A 22,019-nucleotide genomic window follows, 5' to 3' on the forward strand; every position below is an offset into this window, starting at 1 on the left:
GTCGTTTCGTTGAAAATCGCCGCTCAAGCGGCGATGCTTTGCACGCCGGCTCGGGCCACCTGCGCGTCCTGCTCCGATTTGACGCCCGATACGCCGACCGCGCCGACGACCTGGCCGTCCACGACAACCGGCACCCCGCCTTCGAGCGTGCCGGCGAGCGGTGCGCTCAAGAAAGCCGTGCGCCCGCCGTTGATCATATCCTCGTAAGCCTTCGATTCGCGCCGGCCGAGCGCAGACGTGCGCGCTTTTTCGATCGCGATGTAGGCGCTCACGGGCGAAGCCCCTTCCAAGCGCACGAGCGCAAGCGGGTGGCCGCCATCGTCGACGAGCGCGATCGCCACCGTCCAGCCGTGCTTTTGCGCTTCGGCACGCGCGGCGGCGACGATCGTGTCGATTTCTGTCTGTCCCAGTACGGATTTCGTTTGCATCGCTAAATCTCTCGAGTGAAGGGTTGTGGCAACGTCAAACGCCGTGCAGCGCGTCGACGAGCTCGATCCAATGGCGCACCGCGCTGCGGCCCGCTCCGTTCAGGTGCGTCTGGCAACCGACATTTGCGGTGACGATCGCGTCGGGGCGCCCGGCCTCCAGCGCGTCGAGCTTGTTGTCGCGCAGTTGCCGGGCCAGCGCCGGTTCGGTCAGCGAATACGTCCCTGCCGAACCACAGCATAGATGCGAATCGGCGACGGGGGTAAGGTCGAAGCCGATACGAAGCATCAGCGCCTCCACCGCGCCGCCTAGCTTTTGCGCGTGCTGCAGCGTGCAGGGGCAATGCACGGCGATGCGTTTCGGCTCGCTTTTGTGCAAAGCGTCAAGCGGCTCGCGTGCGATCACTTCGACTAGATCCAGGGCAAGGCCGCTGATGCGTGCGGCCTTCTCGGCGTACGCGGCATCGTGCTGCAGCAGATGGCCGTATTCCTTGACGAAGGCGCCGCAGCCGCTTGCCGTCAGCACGATCGCCTCCGCCCCGGCCTCGACGAAGGGCCACCAAGCGTCGATGTTGCGGCGCGCCCGCTCGAGCCCCGCGTCCTGCGCGTTCAAGTGGTATTCGGTCGCGCCGCAGCAGCCGGCCTGCGCAACGGGCACGACACTGATGCCGAGCCGATCGAGCACGCGTGCTGCGGCGGCGTTCGTATTGGGCGCGAGCGCCGGCTGCACGCAGCCTTCGAGCATCAAGACACGCCGAGCATGCCGCGGTGCGGGGCGTACGCCCGATGCGGCCGGCGCGGCCGCCGGAATCTTCTCGCGCAAAGCACTCGGCAACAGCGGACGCAGCGCGCGACCCGCTTTCAGCAACGGCCCGAACAAGCCGGGCTCCGGCACGACGCGGCGCAACGCACCGCGCAGCATGCGCTGCGCTGCCGGGCGCGGCACCCGCCTTTCGACTTCGGCGCGGCCGATGTCGAGCAGCGAGTGATAGCGCACGCCCGAGGGGCATGTCGTTTCGCAACTGCGGCACGTCAGGCAGCGATCGAGGTGAGCTTGCGTCTTCTCCGTCACCGGGGCGCCTTCGAGCACTTGCTTGATCAGATAGATGCGCCCGCGCGGCCCATCGAGCTCATTGCCGAGCAGTTGATAGGTCGGGCAGGTGGCGTTGCAGAAGCCGCAATGCACGCAGGCGCGCAAAATCGATTCGGCTTCTTCGGCGCGCGGCAACGCGCGGGCTTGTTCGCTAAGAGTGGTTTGCATCGATCGAATAGTCGTCGTCGGCCTCGTGTCCCGAGTCGGCTCGTAGCGCTTGGGCTCGAGACGCTTGAGCCTAAAGCGCCGCGTAAAGGCGGCCCGGGTTGAATACGCCGTGCGGGTCCAGTTGCGCCTTCAATTGCCGATGAATGCGCATGAGCGCAGCGGGAAGCGGATGGAACGGCTCGATCGCCCTGCCCGGCGAGAAACAAGTCGCATGTCCGCCGAGCGCCACGGCGATCTCGCGCACGGTCTCGGCGCTCGCCTCCGATTTCAGCCAACGCTGCGCGCCGCCCCAGTCGAGCAGCGCATCGCCGGGCAACGCGGTGAGCGGCGCACCCGGCGCCACGGACAGGCGCCAGAGCGGGCGCGGATCGCCGAAGAAAGGCAGCGCCGATTCGCGCAGCGCGCGCCAGAAACCGCCGTCCCCATGCTGGCCACCCAACGCTGCGGCTGCGGCGAGAATCGTGCTCTCCGAGCCCTCGAGGCGCAGATGCAAGACGCCGTCCACGTGGCAGGCGCCCGTCACGGGCAAGCCGGCGTCGCGCCACTTGACGAGTGCGCGCGGCATCTCGTCGGCCTGCATTTCGAGGGCCGTGTCCAATGTCGCCCGCGGCTTGGGCAACACTTTGAGGGACACTTCCGTGATCACGCCGAGACAGCCGAAGCTGCCCGCGAGGAGCCGCGAGACATCGTAGCCGGCGACGTTCTTCATCACCTCGCCGCCAAAGCGCAGATGCTTGCCTTGCCCGGTCACGAGACGGCAACCGAGCACGAAATCGCGAACGGCGCCCGCCCACGGGCGGCGCGGCCCCGACAGCCCGGCGGCCACCATGCCACCGACGCTCGCTTGGCCGCCGAATGCCGGCGGCTCGCAGGCCAGCATTTGGCCGCCCTCGTCGAGCGCGGCCTGCAATTCGGCAAGCGTCGTCCCCGCGCGCGCCGTGACGACGAGCTCGGTCGGGTCGTAGCTGACGATGCCGCAGTGCGCCCGCGTATCGAGCTCACGCGCCGCGCTCGGACGGCCGAGCCCCGCCTTGGTGTCGCCGCCCCGAATTCGCAGGGGCGTGCGCGTGGCAATGGCCTCTTGCACCTGCTCGATCAACGAGGCGCTGCGATCTGCCGGTTCGAAATCACGTCGCATCAGAAGCGCTCCAGGTTCGGGAACGGCAGTTCGCCGTGGTGAACGTGCATCGCACCGAACTCGGCGCAGCGGTGCAGCGTCGGGATGTTCTTGCCGGGATTGAGCAACCCCGACGGATCGAATGCGGCCTTGACCGCATGAAAGAACGCGATCTCGTCGGGCGTGAACTGCACGCACATCTGATTGATCTTTTCGCGGCCCACGCCGTGCTCGCCCGTGATGGTGCCGCCCACTGCGACGCACAGCTCGAGAATCTTGCCGCCGAGCGTTTCGGCCCGCTCGAGCTCGCCCGGCCGATTGGCGTCGAACAGAATCAGCGGGTGCATGTTGCCGTCGCCCGCATGAAATACGTTCGCGACGCGCAAGCCGTACTCTTCGCCAAGCGCCGCAATGCCGCGCAGCACGCGCGCCAACTCGCGCCGCGGGATCGTGCCGTCCATGCAGTAGTAGTCGGGAGAGATGCGGCCTACGGCTGGAAACGCGTTCTTGCGCCCGGCCCATAAGCGCAGCCGCTCTTGATCGTCGCGCGCCACGCGTACTTCGCCGCAACCGGAGCGCGCAAGCAGTGCTTGAACCCGCGCGATATCCTCGTCGACATCGCTCTCCACGCCATCGAGCTCGCACAGCAAGATGGCCTGCGCATCGACTGGATAGCCCGCGTGGATGAAATCCTCTGCTGCGCGAATGGCGAGGTTGTCCATCATCTCGAGCCCGCCCGGGATAATGCCCGCGCCGATGATGCCCGCTACCGCGGCCCCGGCCGTCTCGACGTCGTCGAAGCTCGCCATCAGCATCTTGGCGCACTGCGGCTTGGGCAGCAGCTTGACGGTCACCTCCACGACGATGCCGAGCATCCCCTCGGAGCCCGTGAACAGCGCCAGCAGATCGAATCCTGCGCTATCGAGCGATTCGCCCCCCAGCGTGAGCAGATCGCCGTCGATCGTCAACACGTCCACTTTCAGGATGTTGTGCACCGTCAGACCGTATTTCAGGCAGTGCACCCCGCCTGCGTTCTCGGCGACGTTGCCCCCGATCGAGCAGGCGATCTGCGACGAAGGATCGGGCGCGTAATAAAGGCCGTGCGGCGCAGCCGCTTGCGAGATGGCGAGGTTGCGCACGCCGGGCTGCACGCGCGCGGTTGCCGCGATTGGATCGAGCGCCACGATCCGGGTGAACTTGGCCATGACGAGCAAAATGCCTTTCTCGATCGGCATTGCGCCACCCGACAGCCCCGTGCCGGCGCCGCGCGGCACCACGGGCACGCCGTACTGCGCCGCCACGCGCAGGACGCCGCGCGCTTGCTCAACGGTGCTCGGCAGCACCACGCAAAGCGGTGTGCTGCGGTAAGCCGCGAGACCGTCACATTCGAACGGACGCACGTCTTCCGTATCGTGCAGGACTTCCAAATCGGGAGACAAGGCCCGCAGCGCCGCAATCAGCGCATCGCGATCGACGCTCGCCAGTTCGCCGTCGATCCGTTCGTCGTACCTGAAGCTCATTGACAAATTCCTGTGCAATTGGCGGTCAGCATGCGGCGGCACGCTAACGGCAGGGGCGATTGTTGCCGCCCGGTGCGGCGCTGTCTATGCGTCGACCCACAGGTCCTACCAGTTTATGCGATAGGGGTTTGCCCCTGCTCTTCGGCAGTGATGACAGGCAAGAGCGGGAAACGGTAAGCTCTGCTCATCGGGTCATCAATCGAAGTGGTCAGACCACCATGAACGAAGCACTTTTGGAACCGGGGCGCCATGTCGCGGACGTGGTGGCGGAGCGAATCGAGCGGCTGATCGTCGATGGCGTGTTCAAGGAAGGCCAGGCGTTGCCCTCGGAGCGCCGCCTGACGGAAAAGCTCGGCGTCTCGCGCAGCGCCTTGCGCGAAGGGCTCAAACTATTGCGTGCGCGTGGCATCATCGAGACGCACCACGGGCGCGGCTCGTTCGTCGCGCAACTCACGTCGCGCGAACAGACGATGCCGATGATGCACTTGTTGGCATCGCAGCCGCGCACGCTTTACGATCTGTTCGAAGTGCGCCAAATGCTCGAGGGCGAATCGGCGCGCTTGGCCGCCCTGCGCGGAACGCCGGCCGATTTCGTCCTCATCACGCGCCGTTATGAAGAGATGATCGAGGCCGAGCGCGAGAGCCAAGACCCCGAAAAGCTCGCGCGCCTGGACTACGCCTTTCATTTGGCTATCTGCGAGGCGTCGCACAATCCGGTGCTCGTTCACACGCTGCGATCGCTGACGGATTTGCTGCTCAGTTCGGTGTTCGCGTCCGTCAACAACCTCTATCACCGCGAGCCGCGCAAGCGCCAAATCGACCGGCAGCACGCTCGGCTTTACAACGCGGTGGTGGGCCGGCTACCCGAGCAAGCGCGCCGCGCCGCAAGCGAGCACATTCGCAGCAACGTGGAAGGGTTGCGCGAAATCGAGCAAGAGGAACAGCGCCTGATCCGCTCGACGCTGCGTCTGGAAGGCTGGGCCTGAAACCGGCGCATGCGCCGCCTGCACTTTCAAACGCGCGTTCGGCGTCGCATTCGGCGTCGCAATACGCAACCCTGTCCCCAGATCGTCCACCGGCCACTACGCATGCGTGCCAGGCCGCGTAGGAAAACGCTGACATTGCGCCGCGACCGGACGACATCAACTTCCGCCGCCGCTGATTGGTGTCCACATCGATCTGATCAATACTTTCATCAGACGCATGCACTACGCCGCATCCCGCGGCGCCCCATCAGGACGGTTCATGCGACCCGACTTTCCAGCTGCGGAGGCTAACGGTGAACGATCTCGAAGTGCTCGACACGATACGGGACATCAACCTGTCGTATCTGCTGCTTGCGAAGCACATGCTCAACGAAGATTACGCGGAAGGTTTGTTCAAGCTTGGGTTGTCGGCGCAGTTGGCCGACATTGTGCATACGCTCAGCCCGGCCCAAACGATCAAGCTCGCGCAATCGGCCGATCTCGTCTGCGATTTCCGCTTCGACGATGCGGCGATGCTGACGGCGCTGACCTCGACCGAAAAGGGGCTCGACGCCACCGCCACGCACGCGGCGATTTTGCTCGCCGCAGCGCCTGCCAAGCAATTTTGCTGAAGGGGAGCCCACCATGCCCAAGACGAGCCTGATCGAAGAAGCGCACGAAGTGTCGCGCGCCGTGGCATTGATCGAACTCGGCGCCCGTATGCAGGTGCTCGAGTCGGAACTCTCGCTCTCGCGCGAACGCCTGATTCGCCTCTATCGCGAAGTCAAATCCGAATCGCCGCCCAAGGGCATGCTGCCCTCCTCCGCGGACTGGTACATGACGTGGCAAGCCAATATCCACGCGTCGCTCTTCTATCACACGTACTCTTTCTTGAAACAAGAAGCACGTTGCTCGCACGTCGATTCGCTGACCAAAGGCTATCGCCTCTATCGCGAGCACTGCGCTAGTGCGGGCTTGGAGGTGCACCTGGATTTGACCCGCGCCTGGACGCTCGTGCGCTTCTTCAACGGGGGCATCTTGGCGATGCATGAATGCTGCCGCTGCAAAGGCAAGTTCGTCTCCTACAAGCACGATCTGCCCCGCGCCAAGGCGTGCGTGATGTGCCAGCCGCCGTCTCGCGCCGGCAAGAAAGCCAAGACGCTGAACTGACAACCCGCTGGAGCGCTGCTCGCACCCTAGCGCGCAAGTAGCGCTTGTAGTCCTGCGAGCTGATAGCGCCAGAACGCGGCAAACGCCGCGGCGATCTCATCGGCCGATTCGTAGCTGCGCAAAATGGCGGCGATCATGTCGGCCGTGTTGACGAAGGTTTGAACGAGCACAGCCTGCGGCACGACCTGATCGGGCCGTCCATGATGTTGCCGAAGATAGCCGCGCGCAAGCCGAGTCAGCTCTTGTACGATCGCCGGCCGCACATGCCCGAGCGATGAGCCTTCGGCGCCTCCCGAGATCAGGATGAGCGATGCCGCGCGATGCTCGATGAAGAATGCCAACAGGGAATGCGCAGTGCTCGAGCGCGCCGCCGTCATCGTGCCCCAGTCTCGTGCCGTGCCGAGTTCTCGCACGCGCGCGCGCAGCAACCGCAACATGCGCGCAGCGAGTGCCCGCGGCACGATGGCATCGAACAGCGCATCCTTGTCGGGAAAATAGCGATAAAGATTGCCCGTCGACACCCCCGCCCCCAACGCGACGTCCTGCAGCCGCGCCCCGCGATAGCCGTCGCGTGCGAAGGCAGCCGCAGCCGACGCCAAAATGGACCCTCGCACACTCTCCTTAAGCCGCTGCGCCATCCGCGTTCCTTCGCCATCCGGGCCGACGCTCGCGCCACGGCGCCGCACGTTCGAGCTCGTAGCCCAAACCGAGCAACGTTGCGTCCTCGCCGTGCTTGGCCGCGAAGTGCATGCCGATCGGCAAGCCTGCCGGCGATTCGGTAAGCGGCACCGACATCGCGCACCACCCTGCGAGCGATGCGATTGCCGTGTATCCAGCCAGGCCATGCGTGAAACAAATCACCTCTGCCACCGGCAGGTTGGGCCCGATGCGGCCCAACGCGAATGCGGGAAAGGGCGTCGTCGGGCACAGCAACACGTCGACCGCGCCAAAGCTTGCATTGGCCGCTTGCTCTGCCTGGGCAAGTATCGTCAACGCGGCTTGCGCCGCGTTCGCGGGATCCTCGCCTGCCCGCGCGGCAAGTGCGCGCGTGAAGGGCTCGAATCGTTCGAGATCGAACGCATCGCCGGTTGCTCGCTGCAATTGGGCAAAGAGCCCAGCCATCATGGTCCCCGCCAGATCGAAGAAAGCGGTGCTGGCGGCCGGCGCATCGAATCGAGGCCCTTCGCATTCGACGAGCTCGTGGCCCAACGCGGCGCACAGCGCAACGGTGCGATCGAGCGCCTCGGCCACTTCGCGCTCCGGCTCGGCGCCAAACGCCGTGCGCCGATACCAGCCGATGCTCAAGCGCCGAGCGATCGGCGCCCTCACATAACCCACCGGGGCCACAGCACCGTCGACCCGCTCCGTCACGCATAGCCACGCCGCGCTGTCTCGAACGGTCCTCGACACGCAGTGATCGCTGACGAGCCGGCCAAAAGGCGTTTGCGACGCGAGGCCCGTCGAGCGCTCGCGGCCTCGGCTCGGCTTGAAGCCGAACAGCCCGCACAGCGATGCCGGCCCGCGGATCGATCCGCCGCCGTCTGAGGCGTGCGCCACGGGAACCATCCCCGACGCCACGGCAGCAACGGCCCCGCCCGAGGAGCCGCCCGGCGAGCGCAACGGGTCCCAGGGGTTGCGCGTCGGCCCGCGCGCCAGCGATTCCGTCGTGCCTAGCAGGCCCAGTTCCGACGTCGCCGATTTGCCGAGGACGATGAGGCCGCCGCCGTCGAGGGCAGCCGTGTAGTCGCTGCCCGCCTGCGCCCGCTGGCCCGCGAACGCGCGCGAGCCGAACTCGCACGGTAAGCCGGGGTATGCGAGTAGATCCTTGAGCAGCGTGGGCACGCCCGCGAGCAGTCCGTCTCTCGACACCGTGCGCGCACGCTCGCGCGCCGCACCGGCGTCGAGCGAGGCCACGGCGTTGACGCGCGGCTGTGCAAGCTCGATGCGCCGCAACGCCGCCTCGACGAGTTCCAGCGGCGACACCCTGCCCTCGCGTACCCACTCGGCCTGCTCGACGGCATCGACATCGGACAATGCGTCTTCGACCCACACAGGCTCGGGATGGCTCAACCCCGGTTCGTCGTTGCTCATCGAGCACCCAAATAGTGAATTCGAAATTCGCTATTGTAGGAACGACTATCGACCCCGGCAAGCCCCTCTCGCTTGCGTCGTAGGTTCGCTTACCCCACAGGTAATCGATTCGGCGAGCGCTTCTCTCTACGATCGCATCACAGCATCGATAACGAAGGAGAGAGAGAAATGCCGTTCATCACTGCGAACGATGGGACCGAACTCTATTGGCGTGAATGGGGCAGCGGCGCCCCCATGCTGTTCATCAGCGCGCTGGGTTGCGGCAGCTCGATGTGGGACTACCAATTCGCCGAGTTCGGCGAGCGCGGCATGCGCTGCATCAGCCTCGATCGGCGCGGCCATGGGCGTTCCGATCAACCACCGCATGGCTACGACTTCGACACGTTCGCCGACGATCTCGCGACGTTCATCGAGCAACTTGATCTGAACGAAATCACGCTAGTCTCGCACTCGATGGGAAGCGGCGACATCGTGCGCTATTTGACCCGGCATGGCAGCAAGCGCATTGCGCGCATCATCCTGCTCGCGCCGACGACGCCGATGCTTCTGAAGACGCCAGACAACCCGGGCGGCATGCCGCGCGAACAATTCGAAGCGCTGTGGGCGCTATGGCGCCGCGACTATCCGAGTTGGGTGGAAAGTGCGCTGCCGCCGTTCTTCGTACCCGAAACGTCGCCCGCGATGATGCGTTGGGGGACGACGATTCTGCAAGCATCGGTGCCGGTCGCGCTCGCCTGCAGCCGCGCGCTCGTCGAGGCGGATTTTCGCGCGGAGATGCGGCGCATCGATGTGCCGGCGATGATCGTGCACGGCGAGCGCGATCGCTCGGTTGCGCTCGAGGTGGGGGGATTGCCCTCGGCGGAATTGATTCCCCATTGCAAGTTGAAGATCTATCCTGGGGCGCCGCATGGTTTGTTGTACACGCATATGGAGCAGTTGCATGCGGACATGTGGGATTTCATGGGTGAGGTGCGAGCAGGAAGCGTGACCGTCTGAACGCGTGAACGGGCGAACGCCGGCGGCCAGGTCGATGCTCGATCGAAAGACGAGATCGGATGACCAAGAAAAACGAAAAGACATCACGCCGCCGGTATTGAGCCGCGACGAACGACCTGGCTCAAAAGCACGAATCATCGTCCGAATCCGGCGGTTCGAAAACCGCGAATTGATTCAATAATCCGACGGTATCCACATTCCCCGCCGGGCGCCATTCGGCGTTAAACCCGCATAAGCGAAATGCGTCTCGAGCGCGCACAGCGAGCGCCATTCGCTTCTCCGACGGAACGATAAAACCGATTCGAGATTCACGCTACCCAACATGAGGAGGCAGCATGCAATGCGCAATCCGCTCGCTCGCACCGGCCAAGCAAAGGCCTATATTGCAGGCGTGCGCCGTGATCGCCGCCCTATTTGCAACGATGTCCGCCGCGCATGCGGGGACGCTGCCGCAAGGCGGGCAGTTCGTGGCGGGTACCGGCTCCATCGCCACGAGTGGATCGGCGTTGACCGTGAGTCAAAGCACGGCGCGCGGGATCATCGACTGGCATAGTTTCTCGATCGGCAGCGGCAACCAAGTGACGTTCAACAATGGCAACGGCGCCACGCTAAATCGCGTCACGGGCGGCGACGCCTCTTCGATACTGGGCTCGCTCTCGGCCACCGGCAGCCTTTACGTGATCAACCCGCAGGGCATCGTGGTCGGCTCGACCGGCGTCGTCACGACCGGCGGACGTTTCGTCGCATCGACGCTCGACATCGATAACGACTCGTTCATGAACGGCGGCCCGCTCACGCTCACGGGCCCGTCGAATCAAAACGTCGTCAATCTCGGCAAAATCGGATCGACACAGGGTGACGTCTTTCTCATCGCGGCGGGCAAGGTTGAAAACACTGGCGCCATCAGCGCGCCGCAGGGCACGGCGGAGCTCGCCGCGGGGCGGCAAATTCTATTGCAGGATTCGTCCACGGGCAGACAAGTGTTCGTGCAAAGCGGCAGCAAAGGCACCGTGCTCGACAGCGGCGTCATTGCTGCCGCGCAAGTGAACTTGCAAGCGGCGGACGGCAACGTCTACGCCCTGTCCGGCAATCACGATGCGATTCGCGCGACTGGGACGGCCGCCCGCGACGGCCACGTCTGGCTCGTCGCCGATACGGGGACCGTCGAGCTGCCGCAGGCGATCACGGCTACGAATGCGGACGGCACGGGCGGCACCGTCGAAACCGTGGCGGGCACGCTGACGTTCTGCAATTGCACCCCGACCGTCACGGCCGGCATGTGGACCCTCACGACGCCGAGCTACAAGATCGACGGCACGGCCGCGGCCGTGTTCTCGCGCAGCTTGAACGCCGGCACGTCGATCGATGTACGGAGCACCGGCGCAGCCGGGAGCGAAGGCGATATCAACGTCGTGTCGAATCTCGCTTGGAATGGAAACGCTTCGCTTGCGCTCGATGCATTTCGCGCGGTAACGCTAGGCAGCGGCAAGACGATCGCCAACACGGGCGGCGGCAATCTCGCGCTGCGTGCCGATGCGACCGGCATCGACAATGGCGGCGGTGTGCTGAGCGTCGGCACGATCGATTGGTCCAAGAGCACCGGCATCGTCGCTACGTATTCCGACATGAACGGAACGTACGTGCCCGGGACCCTGGTGGGCAATCCCGGCTGGGTCAAACCCGCGCTCGAGACCGGCATCGTGACGCAACTGACGGCATATCGACTCGTCAATTCGGTGAACGATCTGCAGAACGTCTCGCAAAATCTCGCAGGCAACTATGCTCTGGGCCGCGACATCGACGCGAACGTCAGCACGATCACGATCGGCGGCGGTGCATTCACCGGCCAATTCGACGGTCTCGGTCATGCGATCGATAGCCCATCGACCGGCACTGCGGGCCTGTTCGCTCAAATCGGCGCGACCGGCGTGGTGCGCAACTTGGGCGTGACCAACAGCAGCATTGCGTTTGGTCACTGCTACGCCGATGCTTGCACTACCGGCTTGCTGACACAGGAGAACGACGGGCTCATCACACGCTCGTACTCGACGGGTTATCTGTCTTTCGACGATTTCGGACCCGGCTCGACCTATTCGGTGGGAGGCCTCGTCGGCCAGAACAACGGCACGATCGCGCAATCGTGGAGCAGCGCCGGCATACGCGGCATGCCCGATTTTTCCGGTGGGCCGGGGTCCGGCGACCTCGGCGGCTTGGTCGCGGACAACAACGGCGTCATCACGCAGTCTTATGCGACCGGCGACATCAGCGGCGGCGGCTGGGCGTTCGTGGGCGGACTCGCAGGCCGCAGCAGCGGCACGATCACGCAGTCGTTCGCCACGGGCGCCGTCTCGGGCGGCGGCGGCTCGTACTGGTATGGTCCGGGCGGAGGCGCAGGCGGTTTGATCGGGGCCGGCAGCGGCGGGGGCAGCAACGACTATTGGAATGCGCAAACGTCGGGCATGGCAACCGACGGCGGCGGCGTACCGGCACAAAACGGCTTGACCACGGCGCAGATGAGCAACCCGGCCAGCTTCGCGGGATGGGACTTCAGCGCAACCGGAGCCTGGGTCATGCCGCCCGGATCGACGTTCCCGGAATTTCGCTGGCAGGTCGCGCCGACTGCCGGTGCTGGAGCGGCCGCACCGGCTCGACTGTAGGCGTTCGCCGCCCGCCGACGCGTTGCCCTCATGCCCTCATGCGTCGCCTGCTCGGGGCGTATTGGCGGCGTCAAATGCAGCATAGCGTCGAGTGCTTCGCCATCAGGAAACCTTAATGTTGGCGGTTCATCATGAGCGTGCCCTCCGTGCGTGCAACTGCCACCAGACCGGGCAGGCACGATGGGTTGCCACAATCGATCCACTAACAGTCAAGAGGTCCACGCAGACCCTCTCACCCATCAACGCCAATGCGATGAGCTTGGCGGCGCAATCCACGCACTATGCTTCCGGGGGAAACGAAGCACGCGAAGTCGGCCCCGATCACGATGGTGACGGCGACGAGGGCGGTAGCCAATCGATCGCCGCGTCGGCGTCGCGGCCGGTTATGAATGCCAACGGCCAGATGGTCGGGGGCACCGTCAATGTCACCGCCTAAGCGAGATACAGCGACGAATTAACGACGCCTAACGGCGATGCCGGTTTTCTTCGGGAGATCGGCTCTTTGAGCGGGTAGCATGACCGAAGTGTCGTTTTCGCTGCTGTGCGCGTAGGGTTGCCCAGAGCGGCAACGATAACCCGCCCCAGCCACTGTGGCGTCAGTGGCCCCGTCTAAGTTGGCATGCGCGCGGGGAGAGACATTCAGCCTGCAAGTTGATGCAAGCCCGATGAAAAAACACGAAGGGGTTACGCGAACATCGCGTAACCCCTTGTTTTATATGGTGCCGGCTGCAGGACTCGAACCCGCCACCTGATGATTACGAGTCGGAATACGTACCTTGGGGGTGTTGCGTTTCGAACCCGCGTCCCGTGGTCCATCTAAAGCCGAGCGTTGCGTAAGCAATCGCAGGGTGTTGCGATTGCTGATGTGCTGGTGCCGCGTGTCTGACTCGAACAGACGACCTACCGCTTACCTTACCACTACGGCTTTCGCCGCCTATCGTTTGTGGTCTGGACTATCCCTTAGCCATAGCTGACGCTTTAGGCTCCCCCCGTCTAGTCTCTACACCTTCTTGCCTTCGGCAAGCTTGGCTCGGGATTGGCATAGCCCTAGAGGGCCTTAGCGTTCCCCGAGTTTGAGGGGTTCTACTCCCACCGTTTCCGACGGGGCACTCGCATCTTCAAGGCGGTTGCTCTACCAACTGAGCTAACGCGGCACAATCCGATATTATAGCGCAATAGTTTCAGACTTCGGGCGCCCCAGATACAAACTACATCAAGAGTCATGTTGCCCCGTCTCCTGTTCCGGCAGACGAGGGGCCTGCTCCTCTAACATCTCTGCAACATCGCCAGCGCCCGTAGGCAAACGCAGCGTCTCGACCGGTCATGGCCAACAGCTCGCCACAGCAGTGCTGAGGCACGACAATCTTGCTTCCTATCAAGCGTCGAATAAGGACGCCGACGCGGCGCTGGCGTCGGTCATCGTTTTCGACCCGTCCGCTTCACGACCGGCCGGCCCCTCGGGCAAGGGGCGGCGCGTTCTTGCTGGCTCTCTTCGCCGCGCTTTCAGGCGACCCATATTTTTGGCAGCCTTATTCAAGCTGGCACTATTCGTCGACTCGGGGCGACGATGGCCCACCCCATTCAAATCAATGACAGGATATGCACAGCATCGAATCCGCTCAACTGAACCATTCCGCGGGAATCAAGCCCTTGCCTTCCTCCTTCCAATCGGCCACCTCGTGCATGTGGCGGCCCCACTTACCGTTGCCCCATATCGTTTTGTCCGCATGCTCGACCACAATCGTTTGATACCGCGACTTCGAACGCTGCAAACCTCGCGCCAACGCAACAAAAATGAGTCGCGTCTGGTCGACGTCGTTGTCCCGGGTTCCGCTTAGGCTCTTCGCCTGGTCTTTGACCCCGTCCAGGACATTTTCGCCAGAGTACGTGCTCGGAAAGTAAACCTGACTTGGTTGGTCAATTGCAAGATAACTGAAAACTGGCCCGTTAACATGCTCGTCATAGGTGAAATATTCATGCAACGCGAGGAATGTTGCCAAGTGGAAGGCCATCCAGTTTGCACCGCTTCCAATTTCCCACAGATAGTCTTTGCGTTGGCCGTACCTGCGAGCGAAGGTCAACGTAAGTTCGGAAGCGTCGAGCGCAACATTCCCTTTGACCTCTACGTTAAACAACAAGGCATAGCCGGCGATGAGTTCGCTCAATACTTTTCCGACGTCTTTCTCGCGCTCACCCTGCCCACAGTTCACGATATATGTGTCGAGGAACTGAATACGTCGTTCAAGGTCGCTAATCTTGTCGGCAAAGCTACCCCGCCCTTCGAGGGTAGCAAGAGCCATGAGAAGCGATTGCAGCCGTCCAAGAAGAATAAACGCGCGGCCAAGAGAGTCGAGCGGCGCAACCTCGCCCGGTTCCAGTTGCGCTCGTTTGAGACGAGCCGCTTGCAGTTTGTCTTCAGCTTTCGAAAGGTCTTGCCGAAGCTGCTCCAACTGTCTGTCGACGATAGGGCCATCGCGCAGCGCTTCTGACAAACGAGTGACGTCGCTTAGCCGCTCTTCGAGCTTGCTCAAGACCTCGTGGCTGTGATTTGTTTGCGAACCGCAAACCACGCATGCACTGTCTGTGACGAGGTTCTTTCGCAACCAGCCAAGGTTCACGACACGGTCCTTCTCGGTGTTCACCGCCGTCGCCAGTTGCTTAGACCTGTCCGACAGCCGTTCGTAATCCCTCAGCTCACGACCGAGGTCATCAACCTCTCTTTGGGCCTTTTCCTCTTCCTCAGTTGCGAGACGGAACTGGCGATTTGAGTAGCCGTATTGCGGTTTCTGCAAGCGCTCAACAAAGCGGCCTTCTAAGTAGTCGTCGTTCAGACCGCTAAGAGCGTCGACGCGCGCGTTCAGGTCGAAGCCATCTTCGATGTTCGTAAGGCCGAGCTCGACCGATTGGTTCCAGATTTCCCGAACATCCGCCTCCCAAGAAGCGAATGCACGATGTCGAGCCATTTCCTCCGCCTGGAGCCCGTCAAGCGCCTTCTGAAGACGCTTTCGCTCACGCGTTTTGGTCAGATACTCGACGTCGACAATGCCAAGGGCATACGGCAGTACGCGCTTCAGCTTCTCTTTGTGCTTGTACGAATCCGACTTATAGAAGAGGACGTTCGGATTCGCGACGATATGCTGCGGAAGAAGGTTGAACGAGGCCAAATCTCGATACGACGGCCGATTTTCCGCGTTTTCACCCTCCTCGTCGTCATCGACCAGCGAGACGTTCGTTACACGCGCAATCTCGTTAAGCATGTCCTTGAACTGTGTCAGCGTATGCGTTCCTGACAATGTTTCGGGAATGAGGTCGTCAGCTGCACCTAGAGTCGAGATGTGAAACTCCTTGTTGCTGAAAAGCCTCTCGGGCGTGCGCCGGGCTATCAACAGCCAAGTGCCGCGAATCCGGACTCTCAGACCGAACCATGCCGTCAAGTCCCGAATGACGCCGACGGGAATGGAGCATCTTGAGGAGCCGAGGCTATAGTCGATAATGGCAAGAACGGATGATTTTCCTGTTCCGCTGCGACCATGTATGACGTTGACCTTCCCATCTTCGAAGCTGAGCTCGCGGGTGGCCTTTTCCGGATTCTCCGGCCAGAGTAAGAGTTGCTTGATGAAGAATTGCATGGTTAGGCGAGTCCCAACATTGAGAATAGCTCGGCCGCGCTATAGTCTTTGAACCATCGGGCAAGTCTGGATATTGCACCGACAATGTCCGTCGAGATAGTAGTCGGACTGCTACCTCGCGGCCATTGCGCGTTCTTGAACGAGAAGAATACTTCGCCGTCGTTCTCTCGACTCAAGAGAAGCCCCGTCTCACAGGCGATGTTCAGCCCCTGGCAAGAAACGCTAGCGTGAGCGGCCACGCGGGAGCGGAGTCCATCGAGAATTCTTGGCTCATCTATTAGCACTGAGTGCAGCGGCGTCTCCGATTTCCTGCGTCTGATACCGTCCCGCGTAGGCTTATGCAGTACAAGAGGAAGGACCAGCAGCAGCTTTTCCAAGGAAGGATGTCGCGTGTTTGCCGTCAAAGATTGATATTCCCTCGTGAAACTCGCCAACACAAAGCACGCAAGCGCGCTATTGTGCATCAGCGAGTGGTCCATGTAGCCGGCCATCACACGTCATCCTCGTCGTTCAAACCGGGATTTTTCCCGAAGGCAGGGTGCCAAAACACAAAGCAGGAATGGGTTGGCCGGTTCGCAAGTTCGTGATAATGGCCGTGAGTAAAGTACAGGTTGCGCGTCTCGTACTGTCCTAACGGAGCCCTAAAACTATCGTCGAGCGTCTTGGCAAGCGTGCGCTTACCGAGTTGCTCTGGGGTGGCGCCTTCCAACTCCATTTCTACGTTCTCACGGCATGTTCTCCAGCGCTGATGCAGTTCATCCTCACGTGCAAGCCAGTCATCCGGGTTAATGCCCGCATCCTCCAGATGCACACGCTCGGCGTAGAAGGCCCAATACTTGTCCAGATGACTATCGATTGCTTCGTTAGGCAAGCCAAGGCGGGCAAGCTGTCTAAGAAAAAAATGGTCTTTGCCACCATTCTGAACGTAGGACTTGAAGCCAGTCGACATCATCGGTCGGTCGAGGTACCGATTCAATGACCTTCGCATCACTTCCTCATGAAGCACGTCCCAGAACATTTGAGGCGACAGCCAGGCAGGTTCGTTCTCTTCCCAGGCCCTTCGACACTGTTCAATAGCAAAACCTAGTAGACGTTCGTAGATTTCGTCCTGTTGGTCCGCGATGCCGGAGTGCAGTACGAACCGCTGCATCGTCGCCTCACGGGGCTGAAGGTCTGAACTTGTCCCACCTTTGTCTAACAGCTCCAGGCGCGACAACAGGTAGGCCAAGTCGGCATCGCAGTATTCGATGACCTTCTCGGCTTCCTTCTTAGCCATGGATTTGTCGCTCCGGCAGATGTCTGCTGCCTGGGCTCGTAGCCATGCAACGGCTTCGGTGACGTTTCCCTCGTTTGCATTCGACAGTTGTCGCGCAATAGCCCCCTCGGGGACCTTGGCGTTCGTGACAAGGCAGAATTTGACTTCAGGATAGTCTCTCAAATTGACGAGTTGACTTAACCATACACGCAGCGTGTGCCATAGCTTTCGGCTGCTATCCTGAAATGGATGATGCCCATCCCGTACGGTGTGGGCATCCTGCTCCAATCGGGCAGCGATAGTCCCACCAGAGCGTGTCGTAAGTTCCGCCACATCATCGAGCGTCTCGATGCCTATGCGCTTGTTCAACGTGCCAGCCGAAAACAGCGCGTACAACGCACGTTCAAACTGGAATCTAAATGCAGTGATGGTCGGCGTAGCTGCCGTGTCGATTGGCTCTTCGACTTGTGATTTCTTGTCTCGCTCACTCATATACTTCCCCGATGCGAGTCAGTAGTTTCTACGAAACCCGGGATTCTTTGAATACTGTGCAAACAAACAGTATTTTGCGAACAAAATCGCTCGCCTGTTATTCGACGGAGAAGCACGGGAGTCCACGCCGCATCAAAATGTTATTCTATGTGGCTGGGGCATTCTCGTCTTTACAGCCCCTGGGACCTTACGCCGCCATCCTGTGCTCGTAGTACGGCCGCTCCCTGTCATCAAGTATCGCGTACTGCGCCGCAAGATTATCGGTCCGCGGCGCCAGCCATGCGTCAACGTTATCAGGCTCTATCGGGATGATGCACCTGTCATGGCCGGCAGCGGCCACCTCAGGTGGCGGCTCGTCCGTAATGGCGGCAAACGACAGCAGGTCCGGCTCGCCGGCCCCCGTCCAACGTGACCACAAGCAAGCGACGAGCATATCCTTAGCCGGGCGGGGCTCGAATCGCAGGACGACGTTCTCGTCCTTCTCGCCCTCCTTGAGTTTTCGGCCCTCCAGCCTGGCTTTGCTGACATTCTCGAAAAACGCCGTTGCGACCAGCAAGCCGTGCGAGAACCCAAACAATCCTTGCCAAAAGCCTTCGAGGTTGTCCCTGCGAGCGTTGTATGTGCCCGGAAACTTCTTGTCGAAAAAAGCGGGCTTCCCTGTGGGGCGACACTGGTACCTCATTGGCTTCACGACTCGTTCGCCGTTCTCCATCACGATGACTGGTGCATAGTGGCCCGGAAAGATTCGTGCATCGCGCTCCAGCAGCTCCGTTCGCCGTAGGTCGTCCAGCCTGCGACGCAACGCCTCGATTTTGTTGGTTGCAATTCGTTTGCTTTCAGCCGCGGCCTTCGTTGCCTTCGTTTGCAGCGTTCGCTCGGCATCGGCAAGACGCGTGCGTTGCTTGAACAGTTCCTCCTGGAGCTTGGCTGCCTGCGACCGATTGAAGCGCTCAATCATGTCTTTGATGCGCTGCTCGTCGGGCGTATGCGGCTCCAGAAACATGGCGTCGACGGCCTTTGGAATCAACACCGCTGCGCCTTGCTCCCGCTCCCAGTACAGCCTCGTGAATTCCTCGAGGCCGATGCGCGCACCGAAGGTCCTCACGAACCGGCCGTAGTCCGCCTTTATCTGAGCCGAGTAGCACATGGTCGCCTCCGTTCTTCGAGCCCATGATAGTATGGCGCAGACCTGTATGGATATACAGGTTTTGCGACGAGGGGGTACGCATGTTGAGTCCGTACGGCACGGCTCGGCCCTGTCGGGGATGTGAACACTGGGGCGGAGATATTGCGGGCACACCAAGCGCGAACTGCCAGCGAAATGGATGCCAGCCTCCGACGAGCGCCGAATCCGGATGTGTCCTCTGGGTCCGAGCTATAGGCTTGGATGACGACTATCTGCCGGGCATTGGCACGGGCCGCGACCGCTCGCAACCTCTTATTGACGCGTTCGACGACGACTGGCTCGATTAGGCGACGAATACGCGGCACTGGCGCTTGAGCACGAGAATGGACCGTCGGGGCCAGTGCCAAGCTCTTGATTTCAAACGATTGTCCGTTTGAGTCGCAATTTTTGATTTCCTACGGCCAATCAGTGCGGCACCGGCGCGCTTGTCGTCATCCTGTCCGCAGGCAGCCCAGGCGGGATGCGTTTCGTTGCTGCACGCGGCAACGGTTTCCGCGTCAGTCGCTCCAACGCCGAATCGCGACAGGCCGTCCAAAACCACGAAGAGGTCTCCTTCCTCCACGACATACCCAGACGCAATCGCGCGCTTTGCTCGGTGCTGCCAAATCTCGATGCCGTGCTCAACCGCCTTGGCGTCGCTCATATACCGCCGGGCACCGGTACGTTCACGGACAGGCCTCGTACGCACTAAACCGTGTGCTGCGCCGACGCTACACAGAAAGTCGTATCCGCATTCGAGCGGCACGGTGCTGACAAACTCGATGATGATGAATTCCGCGTCGTCGTCGACGAATTGCAAACAGTCGGCGACGAACGCGGCGACAGAGCGGCTGAGGTCGCGCATCCGCGCCTGCCCAGGCCTGTCTTCTTCCGCGCAGAGAACAGCGAGTTGCTCGACAACTGCCACAGCGTCAATCTTCTCGGTGCGACGGAGGCCGGCGGCGAGATGGTCGACTACTTGTGCTGCCTTCGCGCAATCGTGCTCGCTCAGCAAATCAGCGAGCCCATCGGGACCGCCCAGGAAGCGATGTATTTCAATTGGGTCCAAGCGCTTGACGGGCGGCCGCGCTGGGATGCCATCGACTTCTGCCTCGACCATTCTCACCTCCCACCATGTGCGGGGCACATCCCGACTGGCCTTCTGCCGGGCCTTTTGCAGGCTACCATCGCCGCGTCGCCAGGGCCGCTGCCAGTTTGGTGGTTTGCTTGTCGAATCTCGCAGTTTGGGAAAGCTGCGTGCGAACGCCCTTTTGGCCTCGCATCATCTGCTTGAGAACGAGAGTCCCAACGTCGAGCACGACGCCGACAAGTGCGAGTTTGTCGGCTCTTGCCACACTAGGAAATCAGCTCGCCGCTTTCGTAGTCGAACCGATAAACGCGATGGTCGAAGTCGACCGCTTCAACATAGTCCTCGTGCAGGCTGAAGCCTTCCGAGAACACGTCTGCTCCTGACGCTGACCACACCGGTACGCCGTCGGCTGTGAGCCGCATTACCTGCAGCTCGCCGTGAGAGAAAATTCCCTGTCGCCGCTCGTCCCAGTAAACGCCAAAGCACGTAGCGTCATCCACACATGTCGCCCAAAGCAATTCGTACGGAGCATTGAGGGAAAAGCACACCATGTGGTCCCCGACCGCTACGAAGATGCGGTCCGACGCAACGGCAAGAGAACGCTGATGCACGGCCGAGCAGCCCCTTGCGGCGCCAATAGCGCAGATATTGCTTCCATTTAGCTCAACGCCATGGACTGATGTCGGCAGATTCTCGGCGAGGGGCACGTATCGCTCATACTCGCGCGCATTGTCGCGGGAGCCAGCGTTGTATGTTGGTTCGTCGAAAACTTGTACAAGACCGTAAGGCGTCGGCAGTTCTATTGGCATGGTTGCGCGTGTGCGTCACTTGAATATCGTCGAGGCAAACGGACCTCGTCGCCATATGCTCACGGTAAGGCCCAACGCCACATTCAGCAAAATGAATGCTCCCAGCGCCACCGGCCAGACCATCGGAGGTTGTTCCCAACGCGTGACAATTGCGGTTGCCGGCGATGATTTCACCAAGCGGACTTGCAGTTTGAGCTTCAGCAACGCGTCCCGATTGTAGCGGCCGTCCTTGTCTCGAATGAGTCGTTCGTACTGGTGCCCTTCATACGAGTATCCGACGAGGGGGCTTAGATTGCCGTTTGAACCCGGCTCCAGCCGCAGGACATGCCCCTCGACCACGGTCGAGTCATTTTCGAACGCTCTTGATGTCAGATATGAGTTCACCGCGCCATAGGTCCAGCCCGCCGCGATGATGCATGTGACGACGGCCCTGAAGCAACGCGCCCCTATCGAATCGGGTCTCTCACTCCACACGGTCCACTCCAATGTTCACGCCGCGCCGGTGGTCACGGTCACGAGAATTTATGCCACTCGAGACCGACCCGCCGATATAAGTCCGGCGACAAGCGATGGTCGCCACCTTGGACTCTCCGGATGACCTCGCGAAGCTCCGCAATGCCGTCGGTCGATGACGCGTCACAGAACACAAGAACATCTCGCGCCGGCGCGGCAACCATGAAAGTGTCTTGCACCAAGTGAGCATACCAATGCATCCACATGGCATGAACCACCAGAAGGCTGGCTTCGAAATTTCCGCCCATCAGCGCGATGTAGATGGGGCCGTACTCACGCACGGTTAGCTTTTCTTCGGCGAGGCGCTCGAGGTTGGAGACTGCAATACCATGCAGTTCGTCGGTCGACACGCCTTCCTGCTCAACATGCCGATGCTGCACAAGGCGAAGGTGGTCGCCAGCGTCGACGACATAGGTGACCAGCAAGTCTTCATTGATGCTTCGCAAAACGGGGGAGTCGGTCTTCAAAAGCGACAGTGCCGGCTCCTCGTTCCTCATCGCCGGCTTCAGATAAGCAATGGCTTGTTGGCAAAATGACGATGTCGAACCCAAGTCCCTCTCCGCTCATTCTTGAAGGCCCGCGATGCAGGCGCGGATGGCATCGGCGTACTGAGGCTGCCCAAGGTCAAGCCCCGCGTGAGCAAGAGCGACGAGAAGGTGTTCGATGCCCTCTATTACACCGACAACCCTGGCCGTCTCAACCATGCTGTCGTATGTCGGAAGCTCGCGCGCCAACTCAGATTCGATGTTGGCAACGCCATTGTCGATACTGAGTTCAATGTCGAATGGCAAAGAGAATGTTCTATTTTCCATTGTCCTGTTCCCATGGCAAGGACCAAAGCGCCAGCGCCCGGCTTCGGCGCCT

Annotated in this window: 21 protein-coding genes; 6 read left to right on the top strand and 15 right to left on the bottom strand. The window is 61.6% G+C overall.

Translation table 11 applies throughout. The features are described from left to right. Positions 1-23: 23 nt before the first annotated feature. From QQS38_RS16550 to glcD, 4 genes are all read right to left on the bottom strand, one after another. The gene (locus tag QQS38_RS16550; protein WP_479646457.1) at positions 24-428 is read right to left on the bottom strand and encodes a heme-binding protein; all 405 of its coding nucleotides are present in this window, start codon (positions 426-428) and stop codon (positions 24-26) included. 34 nt (positions 429-462) lie between these two features. Then, positions 463-1,686 (bottom strand): glycolate oxidase subunit GlcF, encoded by a 1,224-nt coding sequence (gene glcF, locus QQS38_RS16555; protein WP_479646458.1) that lies wholly within the window; start codon positions 1,684-1,686, stop codon positions 463-465. Positions 1,687-1,756: 70 nt separating this feature from the next. Then, positions 1,757-2,824 (bottom strand): glycolate oxidase subunit GlcE, encoded by a 1,068-nt coding sequence (gene glcE, locus QQS38_RS16560; RefSeq protein WP_479646459.1) that lies wholly within the window; start codon positions 2,822-2,824, stop codon positions 1,757-1,759. Further along, on the bottom strand, positions 2,824-4,323 hold the full coding sequence (gene glcD / locus QQS38_RS16565; RefSeq protein ID WP_479646460.1) for a glycolate oxidase subunit GlcD: 1,500 nt from the start codon (positions 4,321-4,323) through the stop codon (positions 2,824-2,826). The genes glcE and glcD overlap by 1 nt, the downstream gene beginning before the upstream one ends. Before the next feature lie 218 nt (positions 4,324-4,541). Here glcD and glcC point away from each other — a divergent pair, with 218 nt between their 5' ends. The 3 genes from glcC (at position 4,542) to flhC (ending at position 6,458) form a co-directional block, all read left to right on the top strand. Beyond that, positions 4,542-5,309: a transcriptional regulator GlcC gene (gene glcC, locus QQS38_RS16570; RefSeq protein WP_479646461.1), complete on the top strand. Its 768-nt coding sequence runs from the start codon at positions 4,542-4,544 to the stop codon at positions 5,307-5,309. A 293-nt stretch (positions 5,310-5,602) separates the two neighbouring features. Next, positions 5,603-5,920: a flagellar transcriptional regulator FlhD gene (gene flhD, locus QQS38_RS16575; RefSeq protein ID WP_479646462.1), complete on the top strand. Its 318-nt coding sequence runs from the start codon at positions 5,603-5,605 to the stop codon at positions 5,918-5,920. 13 nt (positions 5,921-5,933) lie between these two features. Next, positions 5,934-6,458: a flagellar transcriptional regulator FlhC gene (gene flhC, locus QQS38_RS16580; RefSeq protein WP_479646463.1), complete on the top strand. Its 525-nt coding sequence runs from the start codon at positions 5,934-5,936 to the stop codon at positions 6,456-6,458. A gap of 26 nt (positions 6,459-6,484) precedes the next feature. Here the strand turns inward: flhC and QQS38_RS16585 are convergent, their stop codons facing one another. Then, positions 6,485-7,072, bottom strand: a complete 588-nt coding sequence (locus QQS38_RS16585; RefSeq protein ID WP_479646464.1) for a TetR/AcrR family transcriptional regulator — start codon at positions 7,070-7,072, stop codon at positions 6,485-6,487. A gap of 7 nt (positions 7,073-7,079) precedes the next feature. Beyond that, the gene (locus QQS38_RS16590) at positions 7,080-8,549 is read right to left on the bottom strand and encodes an amidase (RefSeq protein ID WP_479646465.1); all 1,470 of its coding nucleotides are present in this window, start codon (positions 8,547-8,549) and stop codon (positions 7,080-7,082) included. A gap of 168 nt (positions 8,550-8,717) precedes the next feature. On the opposite strand from QQS38_RS16590, the gene QQS38_RS16595 reads away from it, so the two are divergent. From QQS38_RS16595 to QQS38_RS16605, 3 genes are all read left to right on the top strand, one after another. Next, complete coding sequence (locus QQS38_RS16595) at positions 8,718-9,545, top strand: alpha/beta fold hydrolase (protein WP_479646466.1); 828 nt, start codon at positions 8,718-8,720, stop codon at positions 9,543-9,545. A gap of 335 nt (positions 9,546-9,880) precedes the next feature. Then, complete coding sequence (locus tag QQS38_RS16600; protein WP_479646467.1) at positions 9,881-12,202, top strand: two-partner secretion domain-containing protein; 2,322 nt, start codon at positions 9,881-9,883, stop codon at positions 12,200-12,202. Positions 12,203-12,317: 115 nt separating this feature from the next. Beyond that, complete coding sequence (locus QQS38_RS16605; RefSeq protein WP_479646468.1) at positions 12,318-12,638, top strand: hypothetical protein; 321 nt, start codon at positions 12,318-12,320, stop codon at positions 12,636-12,638. Between the two features lie 1,183 nt (positions 12,639-13,821). Here the strand turns inward: QQS38_RS16605 and QQS38_RS16610 are convergent. The 9 genes from QQS38_RS16610 to QQS38_RS16650 all read right to left on the bottom strand — a co-directional run bounded on the left by QQS38_RS16610 (position 13,822) and on the right by QQS38_RS16650 (position 21,967). Next, entirely contained in the window at positions 13,822-15,831 is a 2,010-nt protein-coding gene (locus QQS38_RS16610) for a DUF3732 domain-containing protein (protein ID WP_479646469.1), read from the bottom strand. 2 nt (positions 15,832-15,833) lie between these two features. After that, positions 15,834-16,322, bottom strand: a complete 489-nt coding sequence (locus QQS38_RS16615) for a three component ABC system middle component (RefSeq protein WP_479646470.1) — start codon at positions 16,320-16,322, stop codon at positions 15,834-15,836. Continuing rightward, positions 16,322-17,578, bottom strand: coding sequence for an ABC-three component system protein (locus QQS38_RS16620; protein ID WP_479646471.1), 1,257 nt, complete (start codon positions 17,576-17,578; stop codon positions 16,322-16,324). Before QQS38_RS16620 ends, QQS38_RS16615 begins: the two co-directional genes overlap by 1 nt. A 187-nt stretch (positions 17,579-17,765) precedes the next feature. Further along, positions 17,766-18,725 (bottom strand): SOS response-associated peptidase family protein, encoded by a 960-nt coding sequence (locus tag QQS38_RS16625; RefSeq protein WP_479646472.1) that lies wholly within the window; start codon positions 18,723-18,725, stop codon positions 17,766-17,768. Between the two features lie 322 nt (positions 18,726-19,047). Next, the gene (locus QQS38_RS16630) at positions 19,048-19,863 is read right to left on the bottom strand and encodes a hypothetical protein (RefSeq protein ID WP_479646473.1); all 816 of its coding nucleotides are present in this window, start codon (positions 19,861-19,863) and stop codon (positions 19,048-19,050) included. Between the two features lie 236 nt (positions 19,864-20,099). Next, the gene (locus tag QQS38_RS16635; RefSeq protein WP_479646474.1) at positions 20,100-20,642 is read right to left on the bottom strand and encodes a hypothetical protein; all 543 of its coding nucleotides are present in this window, start codon (positions 20,640-20,642) and stop codon (positions 20,100-20,102) included. Positions 20,643-20,657: 15 nt separating this feature from the next. Next, positions 20,658-21,026 (bottom strand): hypothetical protein, encoded by a 369-nt coding sequence (locus QQS38_RS16640; protein WP_479646475.1) that lies wholly within the window; start codon positions 21,024-21,026, stop codon positions 20,658-20,660. Positions 21,027-21,154: 128 nt separating this feature from the next. Then, positions 21,155-21,706 (bottom strand): DUF1444 family protein, encoded by a 552-nt coding sequence (locus QQS38_RS16645; protein ID WP_479646476.1) that lies wholly within the window; start codon positions 21,704-21,706, stop codon positions 21,155-21,157. A gap of 12 nt (positions 21,707-21,718) precedes the next feature. Next, a complete protein-coding gene (locus tag QQS38_RS16650) occupies positions 21,719-21,967 on the bottom strand; it encodes a hypothetical protein (RefSeq protein ID WP_479646477.1) in 249 nt (82 codons plus the stop codon). Positions 21,968-22,019 lie beyond the last annotated feature (52 nt).

The sequence above is a fragment of the Trinickia sp. Z7 genome, assembly GCF_056498045.1.